This window comes from Gracilimonas sp. BCB1 (assembly GCF_040117685.2).
Classification (GTDB): Bacteria; Bacteroidota; Rhodothermia; order Balneolales; family Balneolaceae; genus Gracilimonas.
Window position 1 is genome coordinate 305,218 of sequence record NZ_JBEDYP020000014.1, and the last position, 17,585, is coordinate 322,802.

Consider the following 17,585-nt stretch of genomic DNA (forward strand, 5'->3'; position numbering starts at 1 on the left):
TGTTATTTATGAATCAGTGACCATTCGTACCATCAGTATTATCCGTGTTCCATTAGATGGTTATAAAGGGAAAGAATTTGAATATTGCTGGTTGGAAAAACAGGTAACCCATTTTGAAATATGCTGTATATTCTCCGTTTATTATCATCTCAGTAAAAACCATTTATGCGCTATCTTCTTATTCATGCTCAGTTCGGGATCGTGCTTTTAAGTTTATCAATTACGGGCGGAGCATCTGCCCAAACGTCTGATACCCTTTTCTTTTCTTTAGACATGAATAACCCGATTTCTGAGGGCTGGCTCGAGCCGGACTCAGAAATGGTCGGTATTCGCGGTGATCAGCCTCCATTAAACTGGGGAACCACTTATTCGGCTTTCGATGATGATAAGGATGGTGTGTATGAAGTCGCCGTGCCTTTTAATCTTAATGCCGACAGCCTGTTGATATCCTTCAAAATAAAAGTGGATGGAGCGCACAATCCGGATGATGGCTGGCAAGCGGGTCGAAATCATGATGTCACCATTTATAAAGGAATGGAAAATAAATTAAGCATCGCATGGGAAGATCGGCCTCCTCAACCACCGGTTACTATAACCGGGAATCTAGAGATTGTCAGGGATTTTCAGGGTGAAAACCTGTTACCGCGAGACTTGTTTATTTACCTGCCTCCGGGCTACGAGGAAAGTGACCAACACTACCCGGTGTTGTATATGCATGACGGCCGAGCGTTGTTTGACGCTTCGGACATCGGACAGGAATGGAAAGTTGATGAAGCCGCAGAGGAACTGATCCAGTCAGGGGATATTGAACCGGTTATTATTGTAGGCATCGGTAACACGCAGGACAGAATTGATGAATATACACCCAGCAAGCAGGTGTGGAGGCATGAGCTGGAGCGTGTTTCACCTGCACAAGCACCCTCATTTCCCGGGGCCTATGCTGGAGACTATAAATCGACAGAAGGAGACACCATCCGGTTCAGAACAAAAGCAGACACCCTCTATGCCATGATTCCCGGCGGGGATTTTTGGCAGTCTCTGATCCTCAAAGCCAGGCATAATTTCTACCTGCCACAGGCCGGTATCACGTTTGGTTTTTCTTTATCAGATGGTAAGGTTGATAAACTAATTGCAAGCAAGCCGTCAATAGGTGGTAAAGGGGATATGTATGGTGCATTCATTCTGAACAAGGTGAAACCATTTATAGATCAGAACTTCCGAACCAAGCAGGGGAAAGAGTTTACGGCTTTAGGGGGTTCTTCTTTGGGCGGCTTAATTACACTATATCTCGGGCTCAATCACCCGGATGTATTTAGTAAGCTGTTGGTGGTTTCTCCTTCTGTTTGGTGGGATGGCAGAATGATCATCGATGAAGTTAAACAATTGCCAGGTACTACTGGTCAGCATATCTGGCTGGATATGGGAACGGCTGAGGGTGAAGGTGCCGTAGATAACGCAAAAGCTTTACATCGGGCTTTAGCAGAAAAGGGGTGGTCAGCTCGAAATCTGAAATTTATTATTGAGGAAGGAGCTGCTCATAATGAACGGGCGTGGGCCAAGCGGGTACCGGATATGCTTCGGTTTTTATTTGCTACAGAAAATTGAATGAGATTCAATTTCAGACAAAAAACCGGTCCACAAATACAGCAATCCAAACCAGAGGAAGGTAGGCAATGGAGGCAAACATCATCTTCTTGGCGTTGGCTTTCGTGCGATCTATCCCAAACTTGATGGTGTAGAAAAGAAAGCCCAATGCGAATACAATTCCTGCTACCAGAAAAATCATACCCGAAATGTCAAACTGATACAAAGCAAAAGTAACCGGGAATAGAGACAGGGTGCAAACTAAGGACCAGAATACAGTTTTAATGCCTTTTTCGTCTTTGCGGGGCAACATCTTCAGTCCGGCGCTGGAATAGTCGTCTTTACACAACCACGCAATGGACAGAACGTGGGGTACCTGCCAGAAGAACATGATACCAAAGAGAAGCCACATTCCCGGTTCTGCAATATTACCGGTAGCAGCAGCCCATCCGCCAACGGGAGGCAGGGCTCCGGGAACAGCGCCAATGGCAATGTTGATGGGAGAAACTTTTTTCATCGGGGTGTAAACGCCGAGATAAATCAGAGCCGTTGCAAAAGATACCGCTCCGGCAACAGGATTAACCAAGAGAATCAGGTACATTAAACCCGAGAAAATGAGGCTCAGGGAAAAGATCATCCCGCTTTTAGAATCGATGCGCTGATCAGGGAGCGGACGCTTGGATGTACGCTTCATCAATCCGTCGGAAGCTCGTTCAATAAATTGATTGTGGGCACCTGTTCCGGCAGCAATCAGATAAGTTCCTATCAAGGCGTGAATGAGCGTCACAAAATTGATGTTAGCCCCACTGCCGAGGATAAACCCTACCAGCATACTCACCAATACCGACATAGTGATGCCCGGCTTGGTCAGTTGGTAGTAATCGGTAATAACATCCGTAAAAGATCTCTTGATGAGAATGTTATCTTCGGCTGAATTCATGTAAATTTGATAGGTCGAAATAAATACGTTTACAGACACCAAATTTAAATATTATTCCTCATACTTCACAGTCTTTCAGCTATGAAATTGAATGCATTTCAGAAAACAGCAATAACAACCGTTGCAGCAACTTTATTCCTGATTTTAGTTGGAGGGTTAGTGCGGGCCGCGGGGGCAGGGCTCGGTTGTCCCGACTGGCCTAAATGTTTTGGTATGTGGATACCTCCCACCACTTTAGCCGACCTTCCGGCGGGTTTTGACGAGTCTCAATTTAATGTGTGGAAGACCTGGATTGAGTATGTAAACCGGTTGGTGGGAGTGGTCATTGGGTTACTGATTACAGCTACGTGTGTGCTTTCCATCAGGTATCGAAAAGAGAAACCTACCGTTTTTTACAGTTCTGTTGCCGCTTTTGTGCTTGTACTGTTCCAGGGATGGTTGGGTGGAGTAGTGGTAAAAACCGGCCTGCATGCGGGTATGATTACGGCTCATATGTTAGTGGCAATGGTGATTGTTACAGTACTGCTTTATGCAACTTTTGAGGCCACAAGCGACCTGTTTAAGATCAGGATTGAGGAAAGTTTCCGAAAGAAAATGATTTGGACATTTTGGGTATTATTTGGGTTAACCATTATTCAGCTTGTACTTGGCACACAGGTTAGGGAAGCTATCGATGTAATTAAAAATACCCCTTTTGTGCCACCGCGAGGAACATGGCTTGAAAACATAAAGGGTATATTCCCCATTCACCGTAGTTTCTCATGGCTGCTGGTGATAGCTGCCGGATGGGTGTTTTACCTTATGAGAAAAGAGAATGCAGAAGGATGGGTAAAAACACTTGGCGATTTAAACGTTGCGCTGGTTTTTGTGCAGGTGTTTATCGGGATAGGTCTCAATTATCTGGCGATGCCCCGCGTGTTACAGGTACTGCATATAGTGGGAGTTGCAGTTATGGTCTGCACCCAGTTTCTGATGATTCTGATTCTGAGAAGAGGAGCTGTAACGAATAATGATTAACGAAAAATGACGAACGACTAAGTCCTCAAATAACGAATAACGATTTGAAATTTGGTGCTTGGATCTTAGCCTATAATCTTTCCAGCAAATCATTCAGAAAAACCTTGATCTCATTCAGGTCCTTTCTGGCTTCAGCACTGAGGGGAGGGGTGTCTTTTATCTCTCCGTCACGTAAAATCTCCTGAACACCTTCCGAACTGTATTTTTTGTCGTGCAGCAGTTCCTTGATCTTGAAGATGAGTGCCAGTTCCTGCTCTTTATACACTCTGTTTCCGGCGCTGTTTTTCTTGGGGCTCAGCTCCGTGTAAGTCTTTTCCCAGTTTCGTAAAACGTGGGGTTCAAGTCCGGTTAGCTTACTGACTTCACCCATTGAGTAATACAATTTTTTCATAGCAGACAGAAAGTGTATTTTAGAACGTTTTTAATGGCGTGAAAGTAAACCATTTCTGAACATATATAAAAGAATACATTTTGGAAGATACACCTTCACAAACAAATATCGACATCAGTATCGTGGTTCCTGTTTATAATGAAGAGGAATCATTGCCTGAATTAGAAAAGGCAATCAACAAGGCGTTATCGGCTGACTACAACTATGAAATCATTTTCGTGGATGACGGTTCATCAGATACATCGTGGCAACAGGTACTTTCCATGGGAGCTGAGAAAGATTTTATTCATGGAATTGCACTCAGCCACAATTACGGGAAGAGTGTAGCCCTGCAGGCCGGGTTTGAGAAAGCAAAGGGGAGGTATGTGGTAACCATGGATGCTGATCTTCAGGACGACCCTAATGAAGTGCCGGAGATGGTACAAATGCTTAAAGACGGATATGATCTGGTGAGTGGATGGAAAAAAGAACGCCATGACCCAATTTCAAAAACTATCCCGTCCAAATTCTTCAATTTTGTAACCCGGAAGGTAGCCGGGATTGAACTGCATGATTTTAACTGTGGCCTCAAAGCGTACAGAGCTGAAGTGGTTAAGAATATTTATCTGTATGGTGAACTGCACAGGTATATACCCATGCTGGCAAAGCGGGAGGGGTATACCAGGATTACAGAGAAAGTGGTTACTCATCACGCTCGTAAATATGGTAAAACCAAGTTTGGCCTGTCCAGGTTTATGAATGGTTTTCTGGATCTGATTACAATTACATTTGTGCAGCGGTACTTACAAAAACCTATGCACTTTTTCGGGACCGTAGGAGTGTTGCTACTTGTAGCCGGAGGTGGGATCAACCTGTACATGGCATTTCTGAAGTTTGTCTATGGTCAGGGAATTGGGGATCGCCCGCTCTTATTTCTCGGAATTTTGCTGATGGTAGTTGGGGTGCAATTTTTCTCAACCGGATTGTTAGGAGAGATGATTAACAAAAACAACGTAAAAGATCAGAAACCCCGGGTAAGAGAAATTATTTAGCGGGTATAATTATCAAATTGCGGAAGCGTTTATCTTGTGTTCTGAAACTTAGACCAACACAACTATGAGCCTGAAAAGTAATCTGTTTTTCATTTCAACATTTCTGTTCATCATGATGGCAGGGTGTGACGCAAACATCTTTGATTCCAATAAAGATGTTCAAATCCGGATCCAAAATTCATCGGAGTACACCCTCGAAAATATCAGGGTTTCATTTCCTGACGAAGAAGTGAGTTATGGAACATTAGAGCCTGCCCGAAGCAGCGACTACCGAAAAGTGAACAAGGCGTATCGCTACGCTTACATCGAATCAGAAATTGATGGAGAGAAAGCCGTGCTGCAACCCATAGACTATGTTGGAGAAGATTTTCTTGATGAAGGAAAATACACCTATCAGTTATTTGTGATTGGTGAGTCCGGGCAAAGTGAACCCATGCGCTATTATCTGGGGTTAGAGCTCAAAAAAGACTGATAAAAAAAGCCTTGTGAGTTTGATCACAAGGCTTTGGTGTTTTGTATGTACCGCGTACGGGATTTGAACCCGTGCTACCGCCGTGAAAGGGCGGCGTCCTGGACCCCTAGACGAACGCGGCATAAAATATAGTCCATAAAAAAACCGTGGATGTTATATCAATCCACAGCTAATATAAAAGGGAGCCCGATGGGATTTGAACCCACGGCCTCTAGGGCCACAACCTAGCGCTCTAACCAACTGAGCTACGAGCTCCATTAATAGTACCGCGTACGGGATTTGAACCCGTGCTACCGCCGTGAAAGGGCGGCGTCCTGGACCCCTAGACGAACGCGGCATTAATAAAAATTCAATAAGTCAAAAAAAGAGCAACTCGTGTAAACCTCTTTAGAGGCGACAGGCGGACTCGAACCGCCGTACGAGGTTTTGCAGACCTCTGCCTAACCACTCGGCCATGTCGCCTTAAGCAAAAGCTAAAAGCTAGTACGCCCGACAGGAGTCGAACCTGTAACCTACGCCTTAGAAGGGCGTTGCTCTATCCAGTTGAGCTACGGGCGCTCAACTTACAATATGTCAAAAAAACAAGATTTTCCGACCCTTAAAACCGAAAAATCTTTCTTTAGTCGGGGAGACAAGATTTGAACTTGCGACCCTTCGCTCCCAAAGCGAATGCGCTACCGGACTGCGCCACTCCCCGTTCTTCGAAAGACTCCAAATATAGGACTTATTTCAGACGGTTGCCAAATGAATAAATTACTTTTTTCTAAAAATGGGCATTTATTTAGAGAGATCTTTCAGGATAGCCGTAACGTAGTTTTCCCAGCTCATATTCTCTGCAGATTTCCGGACATTTTCTGCCGATAAAGGATGTTCAATGAACTTCTGCATTTGTTTAGCCATGGAGTCAATATCACCGTCTTCGGCAAGGTAGCCGTTAAACCCGTCTTTAATGGTTTCCGGAAAATGCCCGACATTAGTAGCCAGAATAGGCAGTTCAAAGTTATAGGTCAGCGACTCTACCCCCGATGGAGTAGCAGTGAGGTAATAGAGTACGCTGCAGTCACTTACCTGAAAGTATTTATTAACGTCTTCGTTTGGGATGAACTCGTTTTTAACTACAGTGCTTTCTTCTAACCCTAATTCTTCGATCAATTGAAGGGGGCGGTAATCCTGTTCGCTTTCATTATTCTTGAGAAACAGTTTCTGAGCAACTGCAAAGAGCCCGCGCTTAATTTTAGTGGTGATTTTAGAAGTATCCAGGGTGGCCCAGAATTCTTCTCCACAAATAAGAAAAGATACATCATCCCGTTGTTCTGCAACTTGTTTGAATGCACGGATGGCGTTATGCAATCCCTTGTATTTTCGGATGAACCCAAAGAAAAGAAAAACATGCTTCTTTAAGCCCAGTTGCTTCTTGAAAGCTTCAGTATCAAAGTCGGGATCCGGTTTATATAAGTCATAAACCGGGTGAAATAGCTTAATTACCGTGGTGGCTTCAGAATCCGACCGTTCACCGGTTTCATTGACGGAAAAATTTCGATTGGGATAAAGGGCTTTAAGCTCATCCACGGTTTTATAGGCATGCGTGATATACGTATCGGCATATTTGATACCTCGTTTGGTAAGCCGTTCATCGATGGTGCTGTCTTCTTTCTGAATCACGAAGTGAAGATCAAAAATCACTTCAGCTTCACAATGCTTTTTCAGCCATTTAGCAATCGAACCCATCGGTATTCCCTGAATAGAAATCGCCCATTGAAAAATGACCTTATCCGGGTTCAGCGATTTGATGTACTTAGCCGTTTCTTTCCAGCTGAAGGGATTGTTGTAGTTGGTGATATACTTCACCTTAATACGCGTGCCTTCCAAAAAGTCGGATTGGCTGGATTTATCTACAAACTCCCGTGGAATGATGGATGGATACTGATTGGTCCACGAAACGATATGGACTTCATTATCCGGATCTTTGTCCAGCGTTTTAGCCAGCGAGGTGTTGTAGTTGGAAATCCCGCCTTTAAATTTTGGTCCCGGCCCGAAACATACAATTTTAGCCATCAGCTTAAGCGTATTTTTCTACGGCAACGTCATAAACGCGTCGCATCCCTTCCCGAAGAGATAGCTTGGGTTTCCAGTCGAGCTCTTCGTTCACGTAGGTCATATCAGCATAGCGGGAATGAACACCTACCGGTTTGTCGAGCAACTTCTTGATTTCAGGATCATAGCCGGCAAACTCAGTAAATATCTCAATGATTTCGAGGAAAGTTGTAAGTCGGCCACTTCCAATATTAATAGCCCGGCCATCGGTTATTCTTTCCATGGCATGGAAAGTGCAATCCATCACGTCTTCGATGTGAACAAAGTCGCGTCCTTGTTTACCGGTTCCCCAAACTTCAAATGGGTCTTCCTTAAGCGCTGCACGACGGGCTATAGCCGGGATGGGGTAAGAGAGGTCCTGGTCTTCCCCGTAGCCGGAGAACGGCCGGATGCAGGTTACCGAAACACCGTAATACTTTGCAGCAATGTGGGCAAGATACTCTCCAGTCAGTTTAGACCAACCATAGGTCATATCAGGCTGACCCATATTTTTGAAATCAATATCACTTTCACTCAGGGCAATAGCGTCCTCTTCGGTTTGAAGGTCGACCGGGTAGGCCGCACTTGAACTTGGATACAGAACACGATTAGGCTTCTGTCGGCACACCCACAGAAAGAATTCTGCGTCAATGGATAAGTCGAGGGCTACCAGCATAGGGTCTCCGTCAATTTTGGCACGGCCACCTACAATGGCTGCAAAGTGAAATACATCCTTAAAACGGGTTACGTCTAATCCGTAGGTGTCTTTGATGTGATTTTCGTTATCCAGCATAGCCCGGATAAAATAACGAGCATCCTGCTTCAGGAATACCATACGCTCGTCTTCACCAAAATACTCCAGTCCATTTTCTTTACGGGCAGGGGTGCCATCCGGCAGCCAATCCGAGGGGTGCGTGCCCACGGATAAATCATCAATAAAAAAGATGGTGTCGTCAGTGGTTTTGTGAAGTCGTTTTACAAAGTTTCGTCCGACGAATCCGCATCCGCCTGTAATTAGATGATATCCCATATAAAGAGTTTATTTTTCTGATTTTTGCTGAAGATATGAATTTTGTGAAAAAGCCTTTGAAAAAGAAGAAATATTGTCGAAAAATCCCGTTCTTTGCAGTGCATTTAATCAAAAATTACCCATGAAATATACTATTCTCTTTATTGTTTTTACCTTGGTTTCAGTAACGGCTTTTTCGCAGTCGCTAAGAATTTCTGAATCTGCTTCCTCACGCAGTAACAGTGTCGGCGAATTCACCGTCGCGGGGCATCAAATCAGTTTAAACAAAACATCTCTCGGTTTTACATCCGGAGCTGCTTCATCTGACGTAAATTCCCTTACGGCTTTATCCGGAGCATTGGGTATAAATGGTATTTCGGTTTACGAAGGCGCTGGTAAGGAATTATATAATTCATCCGCTTATCAGCTGCAGTCTGGGGATAATTCTGCGAAAGTATATGTAAAGCCTAATGGCGGATTCATAGTTCGGGAGAACATAGCCAATTTCCTTTTCTTTGATGAGTCGGGAAAGATTGAACAATCGATTTCCAACAGCTCTCAAAGCACAGAGGGTGAATCTGTATCTGAACTGGCTGCCGATCCTGCTTTTAAAACAATGGTTTTATACAATCCTAAAATAGTTCGCGATCAGATTGAAGGCTCACGTGCTCGTATCATAAAGCCAAACTTTACCACTACGGATATTTTTTATAGCGGAGACCGAGCCATTCGTTTTGTTAAAGTTTCTGAGAACGGTCAGCTGATTGCCGTTGTGTCTTACAAAGGCGGTGAGGACGATAAAGTTGATGTCATGGACCGGTTTGGAAATGAACTGGAGACTTTTTCTTTCAACCAGGCCGTGGCAGATCTGAGGTTTTCAGAGGATGGAGAATTTATTACGATTAGATCGAATAGCAGGGTGGGAGTGTATTCTGTGATGGACGGCGAAAGGGAAGGAAGCACGAGTTTCCGTTCCATGCTTCATTTTGCGGAGTATGTACCGCAAGACAACACGATCATTGCCTTAACCGCTGATATAGCCGGTTCGGTGTTATCCGGTGTGGAATTTCATGCCATCAACGTTGAAGCCCGGGCCATTGAGCGTCAGGATTATAACGGTCAGTTAGGTATTACTGATTTACTTTCAGTGAGCTTGGATCGTACCGGTTCAAACAGCTATTCTATAACCGGACTGAGTAAAGCGCTTGACCTAAGGGTTAGCTTTTGATTTGAGTTTAGTATCTCTTACTTGTGATCGTGGCCTAGACCTGCGATTTCATTAATTCGGCTTCTTATTTTTTAGAGAGGTTCCTCATTAAGTAGGGAATGATTCTGAAAAGTTTACTCCAATAAAAAAGCCGATACATTTAGCATGCACCGGCTTTAGTTTCATTCAGAAGGTTATCAGTCTAAGCTTCTTTAGGCTTTTCTGAGGTATCCTCTTCTTTAGCTTCGCCACTGTCTTCGCTTTCAGAAGCAGAAGGCTCTGCTTCTTTCCAGTCAAAGTCGAGTCCGTCACGAGAGTTATTCATCTTAATCTTGATGAGAGAACCCTCATTGTGTTCATTCTCGAGTAATTCTTCAGCCAAAGGATCTTCGATATATTTTTGGATTGCACGCTTGAGAGGTCGAGCTCCATACTTCTGATCGAAGCCTTTATCGGTGATGAATTCTTTGGCAGCTTTGGTTACTTCAATTTCATAACCCAGCTCTTTGATGCGCTTGAAGAGATCTTCATTCATCAGGTCGATGATTTGGAAGATATCATCTTTTTCGAGCGGACGGAATGTAATTACGTCATCGATACGATTCAGGAATTCAGGATTAAACACCTTCTTAAGTGCATCCTGTATGGTTGACTTCATCTTCGCATAATCGAAAGCAGAGTCGTCGGTATCAAAACCAATCCCTTTACCCATATTCCGGATATCACGAGCTCCAATGTTGGAAGTCATGATGATGATGGTATTTCGGAAATCAACACGGCGGCCAAGGCTGTCGGTCAGGATTCCATCATCCAGCACCTGTAGTAAGATGTTGAATACATCCGGGTGTGCTTTTTCAATTTCATCCAGAAGAATCACGCTATATGGCTTACGGCGTACTTTTTCAGTCAGTACTCCACCTTCTTCGTACCCAACATAGCCCGGAGGAGCTCCTACGAGTCGGGATACAGAGAACTTCTCCATATACTCACTCATGTCGATGCGAATGAGTGTGTCTTCTTTATCAAATAAATACTTGGAAAGAACCTTAGCCATTTCTGTTTTACCGACACCGGTTGGTCCAAGAAATATGAATGAACCGATGGGTCGGGTAGGGTCTTTAAGTCCGGCGCGTGTACGCTGGATGGCTTTGGTTAATTTCACAATGGCTTCGTCCTGTCCAATCACCTGTCCGCTCAGCTCTTTCTTCATCTTGAGCAGTTTCTGGCCTTCTTTTTGGGTGATTTTGTTAACAGGAACGCCACTCATCATGGCAATTACAGAAGCAACGTCTTCCTCATTAACATCATAGACAATATTTTCAGACTCTTTCTCCCACTGACGTTGAGCAACTTCAAGCTCCTCAATCAGTCGTTTTTCTTTGTCACGGAGACGGGCAGCTTCTTCAAAGCGTTGCTTTTTCACCATTGAATTCTTCTCTTCGCTGGTGGTCTCAATTTCCTCTTCCAGGTCGATGATGTTTTGAGGAACCGTGATATTGGATAAATGGACACGGGCTCCGGCTTCATCTAAAGCATCAATCGCCTTATCCGGGAGGAAGTGATCGGTTACATAACGATCGGTGAGTTTCACACAAGCATCAATCGCATCTTCGGTGAAGCGAACGCTGTGATGTTTCTCGTATTTGGGTTTGATCTGATTTAAAATCTCTGTGGTTTCTTCCGGTGTAGTCGGGTCAACCATGATTTTCTGGAACCGTCGCTCCAGTGCACCATCTTTCTCAATAAACTGACGATATTCATTCAGGGTTGTAGCACCTATTGCCTGCACATCACCGCGTGCAAGAGCAGGCTTCAACATGTTGGAAGCATCCAGCGATCCGCTTGCTCCACCGGCTCCGACAATAGTGTGAAGTTCATCAATAAACAGAATGACATCGTCGGTTTTCTCGAGCTCGGTCATTACCGCTTTCATGCGCTCTTCAAACTGTCCGCGATATTTTGTGCCGGCTACCAATGCAGCCAGATCCAGTGCAATAACGCGCTTATCATAAAGAACTCGCGATACTTTACGTTCTATGATGCGGGTAGCAAGTCCTTCAGCAATAGCGGTTTTACCAACACCCGGTTCACCAATAAGTACTGGGTTGTTCTTTTTACGGCGGCTCAGTACCTGGGCCACACGTTCAATTTCTTTTTCACGACCTATAATTGGGTCTAGACGACCTTCTTCAGCCATCTCAGTGAGGTCACGGCCAAAGTTGTCGAGTACTGGTGTTTTTGATTTTTCCATTTTCTTTTCCCTCGAGCTCCCTGATCCGGAACCGGATCCTTTGGATGTGGAAGCACTCGCAGTCATAGACGAGGAATCGCTATGGTCATCACGAGATTTTCCGGATATGATAAGATCCAGTTCTTCGCGAACCGCATCGTAAGATATGCTGAACTGTTGCAGTATTTGTGCAGCGATATTTTCATCATCTCTTAACAGAGATAACAGGAGGTGTTCGGTGCCAATGGTATCACTTTTGTAAAGCTTGGCCTCCAAATAGGTGATCCGTAACACTTTTTCGGCTTGCTTGGTGAGTGGAATGTTACCAACCTGTACAGATCCGCCGGTACCTCTGACGGTGTCTTCAATGGTCTTTTTAAGTTTGAAAAGATCACAATCCAAATTTTTGAGAATCCGGACTGCTACTCCGTCACCTAATCGAACGATACCTAATATTAAATGCTCCGTTCCGATATAATCATGCCCTAACCGTAAAGCTTCTTCCCGGCTAAACTGAATTACATCTCGAACTTTGCTTGAAAAATTTCCCTCCATCTGACGAGTTCCTTAAATAATTGCTAAATAAATCTGTGAATATTTCAGATAAAAAAACGTGTGAAACACTGCTTTAGTTCATTACTACTCGAAGGTAGTAGCGCGGAAAAGTAAATGCAAACTAAATGCGAATCGCTGAAGTCAAAATAACGATTTGCCGGTCATTTCTTTCGGTTGCTCAATCCCCATAAGCTTTAGGAGCGTAGGGGATACGTCCGCCAGTATACCGTCGCTTAAGCTGATTTCTTCCGGATAATTAACAACTATAGCCGGAACCAAAGCAGTAGTATGCGCTGTGTGTGGACTTCCATCTTCCTTAATCATGCAGTCGGCATTGCCGTGATCTGCAATAATGAGCGAGCGATAACCATGTTTATTTGCGGTTTCGATCACTCGCTTCAGTTGTTTATCGACCGTTTCCACAGCTTCTATAGCTGCTTCCATCACACCGGTATGGCCAACCATATCGGGGTTGGCAAAATTGAGCACAACGAAATGATGTTTCTCTGATGAGAGCTGCTCGCACAAAGTGTCTGTAACCAGCTCGGCGCTCATTTCGGGTTGAAGGTCGTAGGTGGCCACTTTTGGGCTTGGAATCACAATTCGTTCTTCTCCCTTATTCGGAGTTTCAATACCCCCGTTGAAGAAATAGGTCACATGGGGATATTTCTCTGTCTCTGCAATTCGAAACTGCCTCAGTCCCTTATTACTGATCCATTCACCCATGGTATTGGTAAGCTCCTGAGGGGAGTAGGCTACCCGTGCAAACTCAAAATCTGCATCATAAGAAGTAAAGGTGGTGTAATGAAGATCCAGGTCTTCCACCTCAAACTCATTGAAGCCTTTTTCATTTAGAGCTCTTGAAATCTGACGAGCCCGATCTCCCCGGATATTATAAAAAATCACCACATCACCCTTTTGGATGCGAGACTCCGGGCTGTCATCCAGAAGGATGGGCTTAATAAACTCATCGGTTACTTTTGCTTCATACGAAGCAGCAAATCCTTCGGAAGTCGACTCAAATTTTTCTCCTTTTCCGTGTACCAACAGATCGTAAGCGAGTTTGATACGCTCCCAACGATTGTCCCGGTCCATGGCATAGTACCTTCCTATGATAGAAGAAAGCTGCCCAACGCCAGTTTCCTTTGCTTTGGCCTCAAACTCTTTCGCATATTCAATTCCACCGTTAGGGGAGGTGTCCCGCCCATCGGTAAAAGCATGCACGTTTACATTGTCGATATCATGCTTTTTGCAGAGTTCAAGTAAAGCAAACAGGTGCTCGTTATGGCTGTGAACGCCTCCGTCAGAAAAAAGACCCATGATGTGAATCTTATTTTTTGATTTAGCTTTTTCTACAGCCTCCAGAAGTTCTTTATTTTCAAAGAACGAGCCGTCTTTAATGGCTTTATTGATTCTGGAAAGTTCCTGCCACACAATTCTGCCGGCCCCTATATTAAGGTGTCCGACTTCGGAATTCCCGAATTGTCCATCGGGGAGACCTACATTCTCTCCACTGGCAGAAAGTTTGGCGTGCGGATAATTTTGGAAAAGGGAGTCGATGAAAGGCGTGTCAGCTTTATCCACTGCGCTGACATCTGGGTTTTCAGCCAACCCGAATCCATCTAAAATGACGAGCAGAGCTTTCGATTCGGCGTTGGCCATCCAGCTATTTTTTATAGGTTGTTAACGTATTTAGTTAACTGAGCTTTCTTGCGGGCTGCATTATTTTTGTGAATGATACCCTTCACACTCATACGGTCGAGGTACGATACAGCTTCTTTTAAAGCTTCTTCAGCTTTTGCTTTGTCTTCAATTTCGTACACGTTCTTAACCAAAGATCTCATTTTAGACTTTCGGCTTCGGTTATGATCTCTGTGTTTTTCAGCCTGTCGTACTCTTTTTTTGGCTTGTTCAGTTATTGGCATTGCTAATATGCTTTTGAAATTATCTTTTCCCCGGATTTTTCCGAGAAACCAAAATTAAGAGTTATGAAAATATTAAACAAGAAATGATTGAATAATTAACAGGATAAGTTTAATTTAGCTGATCTGTTATGATAGTGGTAATCGATGGACCCGCAGGATCGGGCAAAAGTTCAACAGCAAAGGCCGTAGCGGCCAACCTTCAGATTCAATTTCTTGACTCCGGAGCGTTGTATCGCGTAGCTACCTTGTTATATCTGGACGTTAATAAAGATTTACCACAGTTCTTTGACACACTGAAAGAAAGTGAGATTAGCTTTCACTTCAAAAATGAAAAGTTTCATGCGCATTTAAACGGTCGGGATGTAAGTGACCAGATAAGAAGCATGGAAGTTTCTGAGCATGTAAGTGAGGTGGCTTCTAACCCTGATGTTCGCGCACACGTAAATGATTTAATGCGTGAAGTTGTTAAGAGCGATATATATATCGCCGATGGAAGGGATTTAGGAACTGCTGTTTTTCCTGACGCAGCTTTAAAGTTTTTTATGGTTGCCGATTTGGATACACGAGCACAGCGAAGATTTCAGGAAGTGAAAGCTCAGGGCAAAGATGTGACGCTTGAAGAAGTGAAGCAAAATATTGCCGGGCGTGATGAGAAAGACTCTAACCGGGATTCTGATCCGCTCAAAAAAGCCGATGATGCCATTTTGGTAGATACATCTGAAATGACCTTTGAGGAACAAGTCACTTTCATCAGTGAAAAAATAGAACGATTGATATCAACACAGAAAAACAATTAACCATAAACTTATCCCACAATTGAAAGTCAATTGTGAGGTAAACCAATAACCAAACATAATGACTGACGAAGTAAAACAAGAACAAGCAGAACAGGAAACAGCTGAGAACACGGCTGAGGAAACAGCAGTAGCTGAAGCGGAAGAGCAGGAAGAAACTACAACTGAAGGGCAAACCGCTGAAGAGAGAAAAGAAACATTGACTCATGTGTACTCCGGAGATGTGGAAGGAGAGGTGTTCAGCCTTGAAGACCTCCAGCGTCCATCCGATGAATATTCTGATGATGAGTACAATGAGATGGTGGACATGTATGAAGACACCCTCAATGAAATTGAAGAAAAAGAAATTGTACACGGCCGTGTTGTCTCTGTAGATGAGAAATACGTTGTTGTAGATATCGGTTTCAAATCTGAAGGTATTATCCAGGTAAATGAGTTTTCTAACGAAGCTCTGGAAGAAATGGAGCCCGGCGATGAAGTGGAAGTATTCCTTGATCGTGTTGAGGATAAAGAAGGGCAGTTAATCCTATCCCGCCGTAAAGCAGATATCCTGAAAGCCTGGGAGAAAATTGAAGCTTCTCATGATGATGGCGTAATTATTGAAGGATATATCAAACGCCGTATTAAAGGTGGTATGGTTGTGGATGTATTAGGCATCGACGCCTTCCTGCCAGGTTCTCAAATCGACGTGCGACCTGTACGTGACTTCGACGCCTATGTAGGCAAAACGATGGAGTTCCAGGTTGTTAAGCTGAATATGGCTGCTGAAAACGTGGTTGTATCTCACCGTGCACTTATTGAGTCTGATCTTGAAGAACAGCGTGAAGAAATTCTCGAAACCATCGAAGCCGGTCAGGTTCTCGAAGGTGCTGTTAAAAACATTACTGACTTTGGTGTATTCATCGATCTTGGTGGTGTTGACGGACTACTTCACATTACTGATCTCTCCTGGGGACGTGTTGACGACCCACACGAGATTGTACAGCTTGACCAGCGCATGAACGTTGCTGTTATCGACTTTGACGAGAAGAGCAAACGAGTATCTCTGGGTCTGAAGCAACTTCAGCCTCACCCATGGGATGCTATCAACGAGAAATTCCCTGAAGGAAATAAAGTACAGGGTCGCGTTGTTTCTATCGCTGATTACGGTGCCTTTATTGAGCTCGAGAAAGGCGTTGAAGGTCTGATCCACATTTCTGAAATGTCATGGACACAGCACATCAAGCATCCGTCTCAGTTAGTTGAGAAAGATGATATCGTAGAATGTATTGTTCTGAACATCAACGAAGAAGAGAAGAAAATCTCTCTTGGTGTTAAGCAGCTTGAAGATGACCCATGGGCAGACATTCTTGACCGTTTCCCGGTTGGATCCAAGCACACCGGTGTTGTTCGCAACCTTACCAACTTTGGAGTATTCGTTGAGCTCGAGCCCGGTATTGATGGCTTGATTCACGTTTCTGACCTGAGCTGGACTGAGAAAGTGGACCACCCAAATGAAGTGGTCGACAAAGATCAGGAAATCGAGGTTGTAATCCTTGGTGTTGACTTCGACAACCGTCGAATCACCCTTGGCCACAAGCAAGTGGAAGACAACCCATGGAAACAGTATGCTGAAGAATACGCACCGGGTAATACCGTTGAAGGTGAAGTTGTTAAAACTACCGACAAAGGCGTATTTGTGAAGCTTCCATTAGGTGCTGAAGCATTCCTGAGCTATGGTAAAGCAACCGAAGCTGAATACAGCGAAGGCGACAAAATTGAAGATGCTTTTGTTCTGAACTTTGATGAAGGAAACAAAAACATCGAATTGAGTCAGCTTGATTCTGATAAAGGAAAAGCCAAGAAAGCCAAGAAGAAAGTTGAAAGTGCCAACACTGAAACCGGTGCGCCAACGCTCGGTGAGATGTCTGGACTTGCAGCTTTGAAGAAAGACATGGAAGAAAAAGAGAAAGCCGAAGCTCAGAAAAAAGCCGATGCGGCCAAAGCCAAGAAAAAGGCTGAGGAAGATGCAAAAGCTGAAGAAGCTGAGGACGAATCTTCTGACGAAGAAGAGTAATTCTCGAATAGCTTTCTAAAGTTATTAAGCCTCGTTCATTAAGTTGAGCGAGGCTTTTTTATTAGAATAGAATTTATAGATTGAGAGAAGAGGACCAGTGTGAGTTAGGACGATGAACCCTCGAAACTAGCTAAAAATCGCCCATCGCAAATCGGTCATTCGATCTTTCACTAATCCAAAAGAATTGGCAGGAGAATAGAGTACTGTCATTGCGAGGAGACTGAAATGTAACTACAGGTTTGGGAATCACACCGACGTGGCAATCTCCCGGTTAGTCATATGTCATATTGAACCGATTCAG

14 protein-coding genes and 6 tRNA genes are annotated in these 17,585 nt (G+C 44.1%); 7 read left to right on the top strand and 13 right to left on the bottom strand.

Translation table 11 applies throughout. The features are described from left to right. Positions 1 to 165: 165 nt before the first annotated feature. On the top strand, positions 166 to 1,605 hold the full coding sequence (locus ABFW99_RS12120; protein WP_349353537.1) for an alpha/beta hydrolase: 1,440 nt from the start codon (positions 166 to 168) through the stop codon (positions 1,603 to 1,605). A gap of 13 nt (positions 1,606 to 1,618) precedes the next feature. On the opposite strand, the gene cyoE is transcribed toward ABFW99_RS12120, so the two are convergent. Beyond that, on the bottom strand, positions 1,619 to 2,524 hold the full coding sequence (gene cyoE / locus ABFW99_RS12125; protein ID WP_349353536.1) for a heme o synthase: 906 nt from the start codon (positions 2,522 to 2,524) through the stop codon (positions 1,619 to 1,621). An 81-nt stretch (positions 2,525 to 2,605) separates the two neighbouring features. Between cyoE and ABFW99_RS12130 the strand changes: the two genes are divergently transcribed. Further along, entirely contained in the window at positions 2,606 to 3,541 is a 936-nt protein-coding gene (locus ABFW99_RS12130; protein ID WP_349353535.1) for a COX15/CtaA family protein, read from the top strand. Positions 3,542 to 3,611: 70 nt separating this feature from the next. Here the strand turns inward: ABFW99_RS12130 and ABFW99_RS12135 are convergent, their stop codons facing one another. Then, positions 3,612 to 3,932, bottom strand: coding sequence for a MerR family transcriptional regulator (locus ABFW99_RS12135; protein ID WP_349353534.1), 321 nt, complete (start codon positions 3,930 to 3,932; stop codon positions 3,612 to 3,614). 80 nt (positions 3,933 to 4,012) lie between these two features. On the opposite strand from ABFW99_RS12135, the gene ABFW99_RS12140 reads away from it, so the two are divergent. Both ABFW99_RS12140 and ABFW99_RS12145 read left to right on the top strand, forming a co-directional pair. Further along, complete coding sequence (locus ABFW99_RS12140; RefSeq protein WP_349353533.1) at positions 4,013 to 4,963, top strand: glycosyltransferase family 2 protein; 951 nt, start codon at positions 4,013 to 4,015, stop codon at positions 4,961 to 4,963. Between the two features lie 64 nt (positions 4,964 to 5,027). Continuing rightward, positions 5,028 to 5,435, top strand: coding sequence for a hypothetical protein (locus ABFW99_RS12145; RefSeq protein ID WP_349353532.1), 408 nt, complete (start codon positions 5,028 to 5,030; stop codon positions 5,433 to 5,435). Between the two features lie 48 nt (positions 5,436 to 5,483). On the opposite strand, the gene ABFW99_RS12150 is transcribed toward ABFW99_RS12145, so the two are convergent. From ABFW99_RS12150 to ABFW99_RS12185, 8 genes are all read right to left on the bottom strand, one after another. Further along, positions 5,484 to 5,556 (bottom strand) — tRNA-Glu (locus tag ABFW99_RS12150). A gap of 60 nt (positions 5,557 to 5,616) precedes the next feature. Then, positions 5,617 to 5,690, bottom strand: a tRNA-His gene (locus ABFW99_RS12155). A 9-nt stretch (positions 5,691 to 5,699) separates the two neighbouring features. Next, positions 5,700 to 5,772: transfer RNA gene (locus tag ABFW99_RS12160), tRNA-Glu, on the bottom strand. Positions 5,773 to 5,826: 54 nt separating this feature from the next. After that, positions 5,827 to 5,897 (bottom strand) — tRNA-Cys (locus ABFW99_RS12165). Positions 5,898 to 5,919: 22 nt separating this feature from the next. Continuing rightward, positions 5,920 to 5,993 (bottom strand) — tRNA-Arg (locus ABFW99_RS12170). 65 nt (positions 5,994 to 6,058) lie between these two features. After that, positions 6,059 to 6,132 (bottom strand) — tRNA-Pro (locus ABFW99_RS12175). 80 nt (positions 6,133 to 6,212) lie between these two features. Beyond that, on the bottom strand, positions 6,213 to 7,490 hold the full coding sequence (locus ABFW99_RS12180; RefSeq protein ID WP_349353531.1) for a glycosyltransferase: 1,278 nt from the start codon (positions 7,488 to 7,490) through the stop codon (positions 6,213 to 6,215). 4 nt (positions 7,491 to 7,494) lie between these two features. After that, positions 7,495 to 8,538, bottom strand: coding sequence for an NAD-dependent epimerase/dehydratase family protein (locus tag ABFW99_RS12185; protein WP_349353530.1), 1,044 nt, complete (start codon positions 8,536 to 8,538; stop codon positions 7,495 to 7,497). Positions 8,539 to 8,659: 121 nt separating this feature from the next. Here ABFW99_RS12185 and ABFW99_RS12190 point away from each other — a divergent pair, with 121 nt between their 5' ends. Continuing rightward, complete coding sequence (locus tag ABFW99_RS12190) at positions 8,660 to 9,745, top strand: hypothetical protein (RefSeq protein WP_349353529.1); 1,086 nt, start codon at positions 8,660 to 8,662, stop codon at positions 9,743 to 9,745. Between the two features lie 181 nt (positions 9,746 to 9,926). Here the strand turns inward: ABFW99_RS12190 and ABFW99_RS12195 are convergent, their stop codons facing one another. From ABFW99_RS12195 to rpsT, 3 genes are all read right to left on the bottom strand, one after another. Further along, entirely contained in the window at positions 9,927 to 12,509 is a 2,583-nt protein-coding gene (locus ABFW99_RS12195) for an ATP-dependent Clp protease ATP-binding subunit (RefSeq protein ID WP_349353528.1), read from the bottom strand. A 141-nt stretch (positions 12,510 to 12,650) separates the two neighbouring features. Next, complete coding sequence (gpmI, locus tag ABFW99_RS12200; RefSeq protein WP_349353527.1) at positions 12,651 to 14,171, bottom strand: 2,3-bisphosphoglycerate-independent phosphoglycerate mutase; 1,521 nt, start codon at positions 14,169 to 14,171, stop codon at positions 12,651 to 12,653. Positions 14,172 to 14,182: 11 nt separating this feature from the next. Continuing rightward, positions 14,183 to 14,434 carry a 30S ribosomal protein S20 gene (gene rpsT / locus ABFW99_RS12205; protein ID WP_255135068.1) on the bottom strand — a complete coding sequence of 84 codons (252 nt, stop codon included), beginning with the start codon at positions 14,432 to 14,434 and terminating at the stop codon, positions 14,183 to 14,185. A 128-nt stretch (positions 14,435 to 14,562) separates the two neighbouring features. On the opposite strand from rpsT, the gene cmk reads away from it, so the two are divergent. Together cmk and rpsA are read left to right on the top strand one after the other, a co-directional pair. Next, positions 14,563 to 15,231: a (d)CMP kinase gene (gene cmk / locus ABFW99_RS12210; protein ID WP_349353526.1), complete on the top strand. Its 669-nt coding sequence runs from the start codon at positions 14,563 to 14,565 to the stop codon at positions 15,229 to 15,231. A 58-nt stretch (positions 15,232 to 15,289) separates the two neighbouring features. Then, positions 15,290 to 17,284 (top strand): 30S ribosomal protein S1, encoded by a 1,995-nt coding sequence (rpsA, locus tag ABFW99_RS12215; RefSeq protein WP_349353525.1) that lies wholly within the window; start codon positions 15,290 to 15,292, stop codon positions 17,282 to 17,284. Positions 17,285 to 17,585 lie beyond the last annotated feature (301 nt).